The sequence below is a fragment of the Moraxella osloensis genome, assembly GCF_001553955.1.
Taxonomy (GTDB): domain Bacteria; phylum Pseudomonadota; class Gammaproteobacteria; order Pseudomonadales; family Moraxellaceae; genus Faucicola; species Faucicola osloensis.
This window is the reverse complement of the sequence record NZ_CP014234.1, coordinates 1,905,872-1,920,187: the sequence shown is the minus strand read 5'-3', so window position 1 is coordinate 1,920,187 and position 14,316 is coordinate 1,905,872. Positions and strand designations below refer to the sequence as shown.

General features: G+C 45.7%; 13 protein-coding genes. 6 read left to right on the top strand and 7 right to left on the bottom strand.

Going from position 1 to position 14,316, the window contains the following annotated elements:
* Positions 1-70: 70 nt before the first annotated feature.
* The 4 genes from AXE82_RS08450 to AXE82_RS08435 all read right to left on the bottom strand — a co-directional run bounded on the left by AXE82_RS08450 (position 71) and on the right by AXE82_RS08435 (position 4,507).
* A complete protein-coding gene (locus AXE82_RS08450) occupies positions 71-571 on the bottom strand; it encodes a hypothetical protein (RefSeq protein ID WP_062333624.1) in 501 nt (166 codons plus the stop codon).
* 29 nt (positions 572-600) lie between these two features.
* Complete coding sequence (locus tag AXE82_RS08445; protein WP_062333622.1) at positions 601-1,740, bottom strand: hypothetical protein; 1,140 nt, start codon at positions 1,738-1,740, stop codon at positions 601-603.
* 256 nt (positions 1,741-1,996) lie between these two features.
* Positions 1,997-2,248, bottom strand: coding sequence for a YheV family putative metal-binding protein (locus AXE82_RS08440; protein ID WP_062333620.1), 252 nt, complete (start codon positions 2,246-2,248; stop codon positions 1,997-1,999).
* Between the two features lie 39 nt (positions 2,249-2,287).
* On the bottom strand, positions 2,288-4,507 hold the full coding sequence (locus tag AXE82_RS08435) for a M3 family metallopeptidase (protein WP_062334902.1): 2,220 nt from the start codon (positions 4,505-4,507) through the stop codon (positions 2,288-2,290).
* Between the two features lie 357 nt (positions 4,508-4,864).
* Here AXE82_RS08435 and AXE82_RS08430 point away from each other — a divergent pair, with 357 nt between their 5' ends.
* Positions 4,865-5,578 carry an endonuclease/exonuclease/phosphatase family protein gene (locus AXE82_RS08430; RefSeq protein ID WP_062334899.1) on the top strand — a complete coding sequence of 238 codons (714 nt, stop codon included), beginning with the start codon at positions 4,865-4,867 and terminating at the stop codon, positions 5,576-5,578.
* Positions 5,579-5,763: 185 nt separating this feature from the next.
* Complete coding sequence (locus AXE82_RS08425; protein WP_062333618.1) at positions 5,764-6,036, top strand: hypothetical protein; 273 nt, start codon at positions 5,764-5,766, stop codon at positions 6,034-6,036.
* 178 nt (positions 6,037-6,214) lie between these two features.
* Here the strand turns inward: AXE82_RS08425 and rnr are convergent, their stop codons facing one another.
* Entirely contained in the window at positions 6,215-8,590 is a 2,376-nt protein-coding gene (rnr, locus tag AXE82_RS08420) for a ribonuclease R (RefSeq protein ID WP_062334897.1), read from the bottom strand.
* Between the two features lie 396 nt (positions 8,591-8,986).
* Here rnr and rlmH point away from each other — a divergent pair, with 396 nt between their 5' ends.
* On the top strand, positions 8,987-9,493 hold the full coding sequence (gene rlmH / locus AXE82_RS08415) for a 23S rRNA (pseudouridine(1915)-N(3))-methyltransferase RlmH (protein WP_036605439.1): 507 nt from the start codon (positions 8,987-8,989) through the stop codon (positions 9,491-9,493).
* A 155-nt stretch (positions 9,494-9,648) separates the two neighbouring features.
* Positions 9,649-10,473 carry a DODA-type extradiol aromatic ring-opening family dioxygenase gene (locus AXE82_RS08410; RefSeq protein WP_062333615.1) on the top strand — a complete coding sequence of 275 codons (825 nt, stop codon included), beginning with the start codon at positions 9,649-9,651 and terminating at the stop codon, positions 10,471-10,473.
* Positions 10,474-10,476: 3 nt separating this feature from the next.
* On the opposite strand, the gene AXE82_RS08405 is transcribed toward AXE82_RS08410, so the two are convergent.
* Entirely contained in the window at positions 10,477-11,718 is a 1,242-nt protein-coding gene (locus AXE82_RS08405) for a multidrug effflux MFS transporter (RefSeq protein ID WP_062334895.1), read from the bottom strand.
* Between the two features lie 197 nt (positions 11,719-11,915).
* A complete protein-coding gene (gene asd, locus AXE82_RS08400; RefSeq protein ID WP_062333613.1) occupies positions 11,916-12,749 on the bottom strand; it encodes an archaetidylserine decarboxylase in 834 nt (277 codons plus the stop codon).
* A 151-nt stretch (positions 12,750-12,900) separates the two neighbouring features.
* Between asd and dtd the strand changes: the two genes are divergently transcribed.
* Positions 12,901-13,353 (top strand): D-aminoacyl-tRNA deacylase, encoded by a 453-nt coding sequence (dtd, locus tag AXE82_RS08395; RefSeq protein WP_062333610.1) that lies wholly within the window; start codon positions 12,901-12,903, stop codon positions 13,351-13,353.
* Positions 13,354-13,542: 189 nt separating this feature from the next.
* Positions 13,543-14,241 (top strand): phosphate regulon transcriptional regulator PhoB, encoded by a 699-nt coding sequence (gene phoB / locus AXE82_RS08390; protein ID WP_036595303.1) that lies wholly within the window; start codon positions 13,543-13,545, stop codon positions 14,239-14,241.
* The last annotated feature ends 75 nt before the right edge of the window (positions 14,242-14,316 follow it).

Sequence of the window (14,316 nt, the reverse complement as noted above, 5' to 3'; positions counted from 1 at the left end):
ATATGCCGATGGATGGCTGAGTAGCCCTCGATAAAATCTTAACCATTGAAAACTATTTAAAACAATAGCGTTAACGATAAACCATCACATTCAAACTACTCACAGGCTGAAGGTATTTTTCAAACAGTGGCAAAATATCTTCATCAAAAATTTTGTCCTTTGGCAAAATGAGTTCATCACTTGCCAATATTGCCACACGGCGAATACCTTGATACCGTCCCCAATCAAACACAACTTTTTCTAACTTTTGTAACGCTGACACCATATACTCAACATGCGGTAGATTTTCGGCAAATTCTGTGATTGCCATATCCACGATGAACTGTGGCTTTGACAACGCCCCACCGACTGCCATACCCGCCAAATCACGCTGCGGGTTAAACTGTAACACATCACCGAGTAACAGCTGCGAACGCTCACAGGCTTGCTTGTAAACGGTGTAATGCTCAGGATATAGCGATTGGTACTTAAGTAAGGCGCGATGACGAAAAATACCTGACACCGGGACGGGCATAATGAGCGCTTGATAGCGGTCTTGAAACAAGGTTTTTTTATCGACTTGGGTCAGCACTAGTTAACCTGCCAGTTATTTGTGGGTGGTTATTTGTTGGCGGCTTTTTGCTGCTCAAGCTGTGCAACTTGCTGTTCTAGCAGCTGGATACGCTCTTCTTTTTTACTACTAAGCTCATTCATCATACGCAGCTGGTCTTGCATCATGGTTTCTTGCTCTTTTAGCTGCGCGCTTTGCTCTGACAATCGGCTCAGCTCTTCTTTGGCAATCGCCGGATCTTCAGGCAGTGTCGGTGCAAGAATTTCTTCTGGCGTGATTGCAGGTAGCGCTGTGGTCGCATGGGCTGAGCTAGTGGTTGCCTCCGCTGCGACGGTTGACGCGGCAGGTAAGCTAGCGCTAGCTTGTGGTTTTACTATAGGCGCTGTAGTTTTGGGTATTGCGTGTGCTTGGGTCTGCGTCTGTGTCTGTTTCTGTGATTGCGCGGTGGATTTGTTGGGCTCGCTTGACTGCCCCATAAAAAACCATGCCAAAGCAGCCAGTGCCAACCCTGCACCCACTAGCAACCCAAGTTGATTGCGTTTTTTTAACGTCCGTTTCGTTAGTGGTTGACTTGGCATTTTTAAAAATGGGTTTGACGTCTTGGCGATAACCGCTTTACTTTCGGGTTTTGTTTTGGTTAGCACAACGGGTGGCGCAGTCTCAATAGCCTCGATAGTCTCGATAATTTTTTTATCATTACTTTCATCACTATTTTCATTACTGCTTTGTGGTGCGATGGGCTGTGGTGGCGCGTTATCGGTTGTCTGTGACGGTACGGGCTGTGACACTGTCGCTGTATTGGCAGTGTCTTCGATAGTCACAGTGGTGTTGGGTTCAACATCACTGGGTAGCTTATCCAAATCAAAATCATCAAAACTCAGCTTTTTGGGTGCGAGGGTATCAGCCGCTTTTGTGTTATCTGCCGTATAGTCCGTTTTACCATGAAGCAGTTCATCTTCCAACTGGTTTAAATCAATGGTATCTAGCGAAAACGCATTTGTGATTGCTGTCGTTTTTGGGGATGTGTCTGGGTAGTTAGTCGCTTGCATCGGCGCCTGAGTTGTATCAAGCTGCAACGCATTATCTGACACCCCTGTCGTTGGATTTTCAGCCAGCTGTGATGATGGATTGACATCTTTGCTAGTCGGGGCTATAGAGTCATTGTTTTTTTTTAGGCTAAATAATTTCATGTTGGGTCAATATCCCTATCCATGTCGGGCGGGTCAGATGTCTGTACGATTTCATGCTAGCGATGTATATGCCAAGCTGGCATGAAAATGATGGTGTACATTCGTTTGCTTGTTACTATAACAAACCGCAATCAAAAATAACAACTTTTGGCACAAAAACCTACTTTGAACGCCATAATTTGACCACCCTAATTGTATCAGGGACGCTTAAACTCGTTAACCTTGCCAAAATTTACCCAAACCGCTTAAACTTGGCTTATTTAAACCTAACAATACCCGCGCCATCGTCGCCATAATGAACAGTTTCCTGATGATTGGATTGCTGAATGTCGATGATATCATCGGGTGTTGGGCGACGCTCGCTATAGCCACACGCCGTACACTCGATATACTCATCATACTCGGGCTGATATAGCTGAATTTGAACAACTTTATCCAGTGCTTTACAGCTTGGGCATGCCACCCCCGCCAAAAATTGACGTTTGGGGCGATTGGATTGATATCTCATAGTGTCTTCTTTTTACTAGCCTGTATTTTGACAACCGTGTTACCAAGCTTGGGTGTTGGCGTTATCGGTGTCATCGCTCAGCAGTTCATCATAGCTACTGGTTAAAAATCCCGAGTGGCGTAACAGCGCATCAATACGGGCTTCACGACCGCGAAATGCCTCAAAGTTGGCTTTTGCAGATTGGCTACCGCCTTTGGCTAAAATGTTATCGCGGAAGGATTTGCCAGCGTTTTTATCAAAAATACTGGTTTCTTCAAACTTGCTAAACGCATCGGCTGACAACAGTTCTGCCCATTTGTAAGAATAATATCCTGCCGCATAGCCCCCTGCGAAAATGTGGCTAAAACCATTGGCAAAACGGTTGTAGCTGGCGGTCGGCATAATCGACACATCGGCACGCACGCTATCGAGTAACGCCAATAACTGGGGATAGTCGGGTGCTGGGGTTTTGGCATGCAATAACAAATCAAATAGCGCAAACTCTAGCTGGCGCAGGGTTTGCATGCCGCTTTGGAAATTTTTGGCAGCAAGCATACTTTGTAACATGCGCTCTGGCAACGTTTCGCCCGTATCGACATGACGGCTGATTAATGCAATGCCTTCAGGGTGCCATGCCCAGTTTTCCATAAACTGACTGGGTAGCTCAACTGCATCCCACTCGACGCCATTCACGCCTGCCACATCGCCAACATTCACTTCAGTGAGCAGATGGTGCAACCCATGTCCAAACTCATGAAAAAGGGTTAACACTTCATCATGGGTTAATAAGCTGGGTTTGCCACGCTGCGTACCCGTTGGCGCAGGGCTAAAATTTGCCACCATAAAACAAACAGGTAACTGCTGATAACCGCTATCATCGTGTTGATAACGCGCTTGAAAGCCACTCATCCATGCGCCACCGCGTTTGCCAGGACGGGCATATAAATCAAAATAAAAACCACCGATAAGCTGCTGATGTTCATTAAAAACTTGATAAAAACGCACGTCATCATGCCAGCGCTGCGTGCTTGCAGTTTTATCTTCAATCTGAATGCCATACAGTTTTTGCACAATCTCAAATAAGCCTACGATGACCGTCGGCACTGGGAAGTACGGACGCACTTGTTCTTGCGATAGATTAAATTGACGTTGTTTAACCTTTTCTGCCAGATACGCCGTATCCCAAGGTCGCACCTCATCGCCCTCATCACCGATGCCAAACGCCAACCCTTCAACTTGCAGTTGTTTTAAATCTTGCATGGCAAAGGGTCGTGCTTTGTCTGCCAAATCCCGTAAAAACTGCTCTACAGTGTCGACATTGTCCGCCATTTTGGTGGCAAGCGATAACTCAGCAAAATTGTCATAGCCCAATAACTGGGCTTTTTGTGCGCGTTTTGCCATGATATCCGCCATGATATCGGCATTGTTAAATTCTGGCTGCGCTGACAGTTCAGAGGCACGGGTGACATACGCACGATACAAGGTTTCGCGTAACTCGCGGTCATCGGCATAGGTCATCACCGCAAGATAGACTGGGATATCAAGTGTCGCGACATAAGGCGTTGCCAATACTTGCTCGGGGAATTTTTCTGTGTATCGCCTGCCCGCATCTGCAAGCATGGCAAGCGCAGATTCAGGCAGTCCTGCCAGTTGCGATTCGCTTAACGGTAAAAAGTAGCTTTGGGTGGCATCGAGCACATTATCGGAGAATTTAGCCGATAGCGTAGATAACTCGCTGGCAAGGGTGGCAAATTGCTGTTTTTGCGCCTCAGCCAAACCCACACCGGATAACTCAAAACTTTGTAGCGCCAAGGTCAACGAGCGTTGTCTCGCAGGCTCTAAACGCTCAAAAAATGACTGATCGCTCACCACACGCTGATAGCGTTGATATAGCGGGAGATTTTGACCAACCGCCGTGCCGTAAGCAGAAAGTGCAGGCAGTAATGCATGATGCAGCGCACGGATTGGCTCATCACTGATCACGCTATTTAAGTGCGATAGCAAGCCCCAACTGCGGTCCAATGCCAAATTCACATGGTCAAAGGCGATGATATCATTGAGCGCTTGCTGGCTGCTGAGTTTTGTATCGTTAACTTGACTATTGGCTTGCCCAGCTTTGTTATCGAGGTTATCGAGCCCAGCTTCATCATCGAGCATAGCCAAAAACGCATGTCCATTCGCCAACGCCTCATCGATTGCCGTCTTGAGTCGCTCAAGCGCTAATTGATTAAATTCAACAAGGTGCAAATTTTTTGTCGGATTTTCTACATCGTTGGTCATACTGTTTTCCAATTTTTTATCGCTCGTTAATGATTCAAAGTAAAAGTCGTCATTGCCCAAAATTTTAGCATAAAAACCGCAATGCTTTGCAAAGCTACCCCATTTTACTACATAGGTTTACTACATGCGTTTGCGACATAAATGTCGACAACCACTATATTGTGACAATTTTTTGTCAAAACAAGCCAGCGGCACAATTTCACGTTAAAATAATGCCATGTCTATCACTGTGATTTTATTATGCGCTCACTAACACCTAAAAAAATAACACCTAACCCAGTAGCATCAAACGAAGTAGCAGGCGCCAAACAACCAAAAAACAGCCTAATCATCACCAGTTATAACATCCATAAAGGCATGTCACCCCTCAATCGTTTTGTCAAAATGGAAGGCATCGCCGCTGCCCTTAACCAAGTGCAATCTGATATTATTTGTTTGCAGGAAGTCCAAGGTCAAAATCTCAAACGCGTGGTGAAATACAATGAATTTCCTGACCAGTCCCAACATGAATGGTTTGGCGAGTATCTACAGCTTGAAAACAGCTATGGCAAAAACGTCGAATATAACCACGGTCATCATGGCAATGCGGTACTAAGTCGCCATCCGCTCGACCCCAAACACAATGTCAATATCACAGTGAGCCGCCTTGAGCAGCGTGGTGTGTTGCACTGCGAAATTCAGCCCATAGGCTGGCACACGCCCATTATCGTGCTTTGTGCGCATCTAAACTTAAGGGAAAATGACCGTGAAAAACAATATGAGGTGATAAGCCAGTATATCAATAACGAAATCGACCAATCCACGCCGCTTATATTGGCAGGCGATTTCAATGACTGGAAAAAATTATCCTGTCAAAAGCTTGGCTGTGACCTTAATTTACAAGAAGCTGTGCTGACCCACCATGGCAAATTACTACCCACCTTCCCTGCCAAGCTTCCAGTATTAAGCCTTGACCGTATCTATGTGCGCAACCTACAAGTACACCGTGCTTGGGTGCATAAGGGACAACCTTGGTCAAATCTCTCTGACCATTTGCCGGTTAGTGCCGAAGTCAGTCTGCTGCCCGATTAAACATTAACAGATTAAATTTGCATGATTTTTGCATGATTTTTGCATAAAGGTAGCATACCAATTTTTATAGACATGACTGTCAATTTTTGTCCTAGCAAAACCCGATTTGACGTTTTAAACCACAGACTTTAGACGTCAGGCTTTACACGTCGGTTAGCCAAATTGACGCTATACTGGAAATCCTCATGCAACCAAAATTACTCATTATTTTTGCAATATTAGGCATCACCGCACTCGCCATTTTTAACCTAATATCATCACATCGTACCCAGCAAATCATTGCATCTAATGAAGCCAATAGTAGTGCCGCCTCTGCGCCCTTAGCCATAGCACCAAACGATACGTCATCGATTGGCGAGCAGCCCAAACAAGTGCTTGATAAGGCAACAACAGATTTGAATCAAGCCGCGCAAACCTCATCCAACAATTTGGCAAGCGCAGAAAAAACCACGCAATAATAACTTGGCGTATTAGCTGCTAGTACCGCCACGCAACACTGGTTAAAGGGCAGCAAGTGGCTAATATTAAGTCGCTAGCATCAAATGGCTAAGATTAAGTAGTCAAAAACGTTTTTTGTTTTAGCAGGTATTTGTCTCAACGATAAAAAAGGGCAAATTGTATTGCCCTTTTTTTTCATTAGCGAGATTTGTTGCGCGCGTTACTTTTATTTTTAGCGCTTTTTGCTTTCCTGACGCTCTCATTTGGCTTGGATTGAGGTTTAGGATTAGATGGCGCATTGGGATTGGATTGAGCCTTAGAATTAGAGACCGCTTGCAATTGACCGCGACTTTTGCCTTTACCGCGATTATTAAATGACGATTTTTCCAGCTGTGCCACCAAATCAAAATCAATCTGCTGGGTCTCCATATTGACGGCAGCGACTTTGACACGGACTTTATCACCGAGTCCAAACACCAGTCCTGATTTTTCACCGAATAACTGCTGCGCCTTGTCATCATATACAAAGTAATCTTCGCCCAAATGCGAGATATGAATCAAGCCATCAATGAATAAATCGGTGAGGGTCACAAATAAGCCAAAATTGGTCACTGTGGTAACCACCGCATCAAACGCTTCACCGATATGGTCTTTCATATAATGGGCTTTGAGCCACTGCTCAACAAAACGGCTGGCTTCATCGGCACGGCGCTCTGTCATTGAGGTGTGTTCAGCCGCATCTTCTAGCGACCAATCTGGCAGTGGTGCCTTTTTGCCAGTCACTTTGGCTTTGATGGCACGGTGTAGCATCAAGTCGGGATAACGGCGAATCGGTGAGGTAAAGTGGCTGTATGCCTCATACGCCAGCCCAAAGTGTCCGATATTGGTCGGTGCATAGTTGGCTTGCTGCATGGAGCGCAGTAGCACACTATGGATACTAATCGCATCAGGGCGCTCGCGTGTCGCTTCAATGATACGCTGATAATCTGCCTGTGTCGGGTTTTCTTCAGGAAATGACAAACCAAAATGCTTCACAAAGTCACTGACGCGAGCGGCTTTTTCTGCCTCTGGGGTATCATGATTGCGATACAAAACCGGCAATTCATGCTTGAGCGAAAATTCAGCCGCGCAGGTATTGGCAAGTAGCATCATCTCTTCGATGAGCTTATGCGATTCACCACGCGTCCGCGGCACAATGGCGCTAATTTTGCCTGCTTCATCAAACTTGATATAAGTCTCTTGGGTTTCAAATTCCATCGCATGGCGCTGTTCGCGTTTGACCAATAGCACTTTGTACAAATCATACAGTACATCAATTGATTTTTTGACCGCTTTATTACCGGTGATAGTGATAGGCACTTCGGCTTTGGGCGTTTCCCCTTGAACTTGGGCAAAATAATCATTGACTTGGTTATAAGTCAATCGCGCTTGAGAGTGCATCACGCTTGGATAAAACTCATAGCTGGTCACGTTGCCGCTACGCGATAGTATGATGTCAGCTACCATACACAAGCGGTCAACACCTGGGTTTAAAGAGCAAAGACCGTTGGAGAGTTTTTCAGGGAGCATCGGCACCACAAAATGCGGGAAGTACACTGACGTACCACGCTCATAGGCTTCTTGGTCAAGTACTGAGTTGGCAGTCACATAATGACTGACATCGGCAATCGCGACCACCAAGCGATAGCCACCGCCGCGACGTTTTTCGGCATAGACGGCATCATCGAAGTCGCGCGAGTCTTCGCCATCAATGGTGACTAGCGGCAACGTACGTAAATCGATACGGTCTTGATAGTCTTTTTGTGTCGGCTCTTTATACGCATCGACTTGCTGCATGACGTTTGGGCTAAACTCATGGGGAATATCGTAATTTAGCAACGTGGTTTTGATAATCAATTCACGCTCGTTATCATCGACCAAGCTTTCAGTAATTTTCCCCGTCGCGTATTCATGTTGGGTGGGATAGTCAATGATATCGACTTTGACGGGGTCGCCAATTTTGAGTTGTAGCGCTTCGACGTTTTCTTCGGTCACCGTAATCGGTTGATGATTGTTTGGGCTAATGAGTTCTACAAAGTAACCATCGTCATCTTTTGCAAGTTTACCGATATATTGTAGCTGGGCATGGGACACCACCGACAACACACGACCCATCATACGACCACGGTTATCGGTGCTAGTGGCGATGGCTTTTACTTTATCGCCATGAAATACCCAGCGCATTTCAGTTTCATTCAAAAATAAATCCGGCATATCGTCAAGCACGACAAAGCCAAAGCCTTTGGCATGGGCAGCGACCACGCCAGTCACGGCATCATTGTCAGTCAATGGGCGATAAATGTAAGGATTGCCCCCGTCGGCATCACGGCTTAATTGTCCATCACGCAGCATGGCTTTTAAACGGTTGCCCAGTGCGTCGTACTCGTCGTCATCTAAATCAAAAATCGTCGCAAGCTCGTGTTGGGTAGCTTGTCCGCGCTCAACTAGGGTTTGCAAAATCAGTACGCGGCTTGGAATCGGGTTGTCATAGTTGGCTGCTTCAGCAGCGGCATTGGGGTCTTGCCAATTTTTCATATTGTTGTCGTCTTTTTTTATCATTTAAACTTTTAAACTTTGTCAGTCAAATTATTTTATCATTTTCGTTAAATGCTAGGGGAAGTATTATCCATCACAGCGATAAAATCATGTTAAAATTTTGTTGCTAAGCTTAGTTTTAGTTCAGGCTTTAGCTCAGCTTGGGTTTTTAGGCTTTATCGCATTGTATATGGGTGCGTTGCAAGCGTTTTTAAATGGTGGGTTTTTAAATGGTTCGTTTTAAGCTTTAATATAGCTGGAATTAAGCTTTAATATAGCTGGCTTCGATAGCGAAAATATAGTTGGCTTCGATAGCGAGTGTTCAATGGCTAACGGTAAATCACCACAGCGACATAGAGCGATATAGATTGGTCAAAAAATAACAGAGGGGAATCCATGAAAGCAAGAATTTTAGCCGTTGGACAAAAAATGCCAGCTTGGGTGCAGACGGGATTTGACGACTATTATAAACGTATTCAGCCCATGCTCAGCACCGAAATCGTCGAAATCCCCGCCTGCAAACGTGCCAAAAACCCCTCACCTGCCGAACTTGAAAAATATGCCATCACCGAAGGCGGGCTAATTCTGCAAGCGCACCAAGCCAAGAATTCAGCAGGCAAACGCGAGCAGCTGATTTGCCTAGACGTCCGCGGTAAGAATCTATCAACCGAAGATTTAGCGGCTAAAGTTGGCGAAGCCATGCAGTTGGGTGACGATATGGCGTTTGTGATTGGGGGTGCTGATGGCATTTCAAAAGAGGTATTAGCCCATGCGACATTCAAATGGTCGCTGTCCAATCTCACCTTGCCGCATCCACTCGTGCGTGTGCTACTGATGGAGCAGCTGTACCGCGCTATGACCATTATCCATCATCATCCGTATCATCGCGGTGATTATTTTTAAGTTTTTTTTGTTAACCTGTTATATCTGATTATGTATGAAATCACTGACATGGCTTGTTTTTGCGAATTTTTCCCTTATTTACTATTAATCCTTTTTAGTTAATCCTTATTCATTCGTTATCATTTCTATTTATCACTGCAACTTTAAGAAAATTGATGGAAAAAACCGAAAAACAACCAATCAGCCTGCAGCCATTTTTACCCCAAACACCGTACCCGCTTTATACCTTGCCCAGTTTGTTTATCTCACATGGGGCGCCGACGATTGCTATCGAAAATAACCGTACTACCCAAGCGCTGAATAAATTTGGGCAAAATCTGCCAAAACCGCGCTTGATTATCATCATCTCTGCGCATTGGCAAAGCCAGCATCTAGAAATCAATGGCAATGCGGCGCCCGCTACTTGGCATGATTTTAGCGGCTTTCAAAAAGCACTGTATACAATCGATTATCCTGTCAAAGGCGATAGCCTGATTGCCGAGCAGCTGGCACAGCAGTTGCAGGCTTTGGGCGTTAGCACGTCGGTCAATCGACTGCGTCCTTTTGACCATGGGGTATGGTCGCCACTGGTGCATTTGTATCCGCAGGCAGATGTGCCGATTGTGCAGCTTTCGCTGCCGCAGCATTTTGATAGTTATGCGTGTTTTCAGCTGGGGGCTTTATTGGCGCCGCTGCGGGCAGAGCAAGTATTACTCATCGGCTCTGGCAGTGTCACCCATAATTTGGCGCAGGTACAGTTTGATAGTGCTGAGGTGGATGCTGAGGCACGTGAATTTAAATATTGGTTGATTCATCAACTCAAACAACATATGCCAACGGCTTTAGATTGGCGGTCACATCCATTTGCTCGTCACAATCACCCCACCCCTGAGCATTTATTGCCGTTATTTTTTGCGGCGGGCGCAGGCTCAAAGATGAGCATCGTGCATGAAAGTTTTGCCCATTTTAGTTTGGGTATGGATGTGTATCGGTTTGATTAATCCTTAGTCCACATCCGCCACATCGAGATTTTTGTCGATTTGAAATACCAAAAATGCGCCGATAGTCATCAATATAAACATGGTAATACCTAGCTTGGCGACCGGATTAAAGGGCAGGATATTTAATACTAATCCGCCAAAAATACCGACGACAAAGTTGAGTGAGCCTTGCAAGGCACTCGCCATGCCAGCGCGGCGTTTTTGAAATGCCAAAGCAATGGCACCTGAATTGGGCTGAGTGAGTCCTAACCCTGCAATACAACAAAAAATACTGGCGAGCACCAACGGCAGCCAAGCTTGCGTGCCAAAGACTAAGCCTAGCAGCATCAAACACCCTGCTGCAATTACTTGTATTACCGCCCCAAATCGCAGCAAACTGACTAGACGATAACGGTTCACCAGCCATTGGTTGACCTGTGTCAACCCAATAAAACCTGCCGCATTCATGCCAAAAATCCAGCTAAAATGCTGCGGCGTGACCCCATACCCTTCCATAATTAGCTCAGGTGCGGCGCTGATATACACAAACATCGAACCCATCAGCAGCCCTGCGCCAATCGCAGGATAATTAAACTGGGTGTCTTTGAGCAAATCCCAGTATTGACTGAGCACGTCATTCATCGGACGGTTGTTGCGAAACTCATCGGTCAAAGTTTCATGCAAAAACAGCCGGATCAGCACGATATTTAAAACACCAAACCCCGCCAAAAACCAAAAAATCACCCGCCAACTGGCGACTTTTAACAACAACGACCCCAAGCTTGGTGCCAAAATCGGCGCAATCCCCATCACTAGAACCATCAGCGAAAATGCCTTTGCCATTTGCTTGGGATGCAAGCGGTCACGAATCATCGCTCGCGACACCACCGTTCCCACACACGCGCCTAATGCCTGCAGCGTTCGTGAGACAAACAGCACGTATTCATTGGTGGTGGTGGCGCACATCACCGAAGCAATCACATACAGTACCATGCCCACATACAAGGGCTTGATGCGCCCAATCCGATCCGAAATCGGACCATAAAACAACTGCCCGACCACCAATCCCACAAAATAGGCAGGCACCGAATTGGACATAAAAGCTGTTGCCACGCCAAAATCTTGTGCCATACTGGGCAAAGCCGGCAAATACATATCAATCGACAGCGGACCGATAGCAATAATCAACCCCAAAATCATAATCCAAACGGTTGGATAGTCTAACTCGTGCGATGGCTTAGGGTGCGGTGTTGGTGGTAGGTTCATAGTGATCAGTTTAAATAAAAAAGCGCGTCTAAATAAAAAAGCAGGCAAAAATCATAAGTCGGCTATTATAAACAAATTTTACTAAAATATTTTTCGTTATCGTTTAGTTTATGTGAGCAATCAACCTATGCAAATTGGCTAAAACACCCCATAAAAAAGGCAGCCTGTGCTACCTTTTTAACCTATACCTTGGCAGCTTACTGCAAAAAAGTACCCAGACGTTGACCCATTGTCACCGGCACTGAATTAGAAAGACCTGCGTCCCAAGCAATGCCCGCTGACTTTGGTAATACCACAATCACCGTTGAGCCCAAATAAAACCGCCCAAGCTCATCGCCTTTTTTCAATGTCATCTGATGAGTTTGACGCTGCACGCGATCGCTACGTTTGATTTTGCCTGTGGCAACTGTTTCAATCCCTGCTACAATCATCGCCCCGACTAGCACAACGCAAGCTTTACCAAACTCAGTATCAAACACACACACGCAGCGCTCGTTACGGGCGAACAAATCGGTAATGTTTTCAGCGGTCTCGTTATTGACCGAAAATAGCTGTCCTGGCACATAGATGGTCTCTACCAAGGTACCGTCAAACGGCATATGCACGCGGTGATAATTGGTCGGTGCCAAATACACGGTGACAAAACTCCCCTCTTGCATGGCTTTACCAAGTTCATAATCCGCGAGCAATTGCCCAACTTCATACGATTTGCCTTTGGCTTGCAGGATTTGGTCTTTATCGATTTGCCCCAATTGCGATATCATGCCATCTGCAGGACAGATAAGCGCATCTGGGTCATCATCAATCTTGCGCGCGCCGTCTTTGAGCTCACGGGTAAAAAAATCATTAAAACTGTCATACTGAGAAAAACTACCGCGCGCATATTCCTCTAGCTTGATGCCATACACCGAAGCAAAGGTACGAATAAAGGTTTTTTTCACCATCGGATGACGGCTTTGGGCAAGACGACCTGCGATTTCACTGATTTTTTGTTGTGGGACAAGCGATTGTAATGTGGTAAACAAGGTCATAAGTTACTCGAGATTGGCATTTTAAAGTTGGCTTATTATAATCAAAATCCCCCTTAGAATCACGGTATATTAAACACTGGGCTACGAGTTAAGCGACAAGCTAGCTTTTAAGTAAAGCCGCTTACGCTCAAACTGACGGATAGGAAAAATCATGAAAGCAGTACTACAACGGGTGAAATTTGCCAAAGTAGCAGTCAACCAAGCGCCTCACCCACAACAAATCGTCGGCGAGATTGCCCATGGCGCACTTGTCTACCTTGGACTTGGGCATGATGATACGCTTGCGATGGGGCAAAAAATGATTGATAAAATCCTCACCTATCGCGTATTTGAAAATGAGCTAGGCAAAATGGATAAAAACGTGCAACAGGTTAATGGCGGCTTACTGTTAGTGTCGCAGTTTACCCTCCTTGCCAATACCCAATCGGGTAGACGTCCTGATTTTAAGCCTGCGATGGCGCCCGATACTGCCAACGCTTTGTTTGCCGAGATAGTAGCGTATGCCAAGACGCAATATGCAGCCGTGCAAACAGGCGAATTTGGCGCAGATATGCAAGTCAGCAGTTGCAATGATGGTCCGATAAATTTTATTTTTGAACTGTGATGCGACCTGTGTTAAGTACCAAAAATTGAGTGAAACGCCGAATTTTTTACAACACCACAAATAAAAGCCCTAAAAACTTATCGTTGTCATTTTTCTGTCATATTCTGAAGTTGTAATATGGGCATTGTAATATTGTTGTCATAAAATTATTTTGGTAAACAGTTGCCTATTTTATCGCTTGAGAAATTTATGAAAAATGAAACTATTTTGGTGGTGGAAGATGAGCCTGCCATTCGAGAAATGATCGTGACCACATTAGAGATGGCAGGATTTGATTGTTTGCAAGCCTCAGAAGTCTCTCAAGCCCATCATTTGGCGGTCGATCATCGCCCCAACCTCATCTTATTAGATTGGATGTTACCCAATGGGCTATCAGGCATTGATTTATGCCGCCGCCTAAAGAAAGATGAAATGCTCTCTGAAATTCCTATCATCATGCTCACCGCCAAAGGCGAAGAGGACAACAAAGTCCAAGGACTTGACGCTGGGGCAGATGACTATATCACCAAGCCGTTTTCCACCCGTGAACTGGTTTCCCGTATCAAAGCGGTATTGCGCCGTAGTAGCGCATTGTCAGGCGAAAAACCCATTGACGTAGGCGGCTTGTCGCTTGACCCTGCCAGTCAGCGCGTGAGTGCCAATAACAAAGCGGTGGATATCGGACCGACAGAGTATCGGCTACTTGCTTTCTTTATGAGTCATCCTGAGCGCGCTTATACCCGCACCCAGCTACTCGATCAAGTGTGGGGTGGCAATGTGTATGTCGAAGATCGTACCATTGACGTGCATATCCGCCGCCTGCGTAAAGTGCTTGAGCCATTTGGGTTTGCCGACTATATCCAAACTGTACGTGGCACAGGCTATCGCTTTTCTAATAAAATCGACTAACAATAGCCTGATTAGGGCGTGTCCCTATTTGGATAATGAGACTAAAAATAGACTAAATCGCCAGCAAAACAAGGC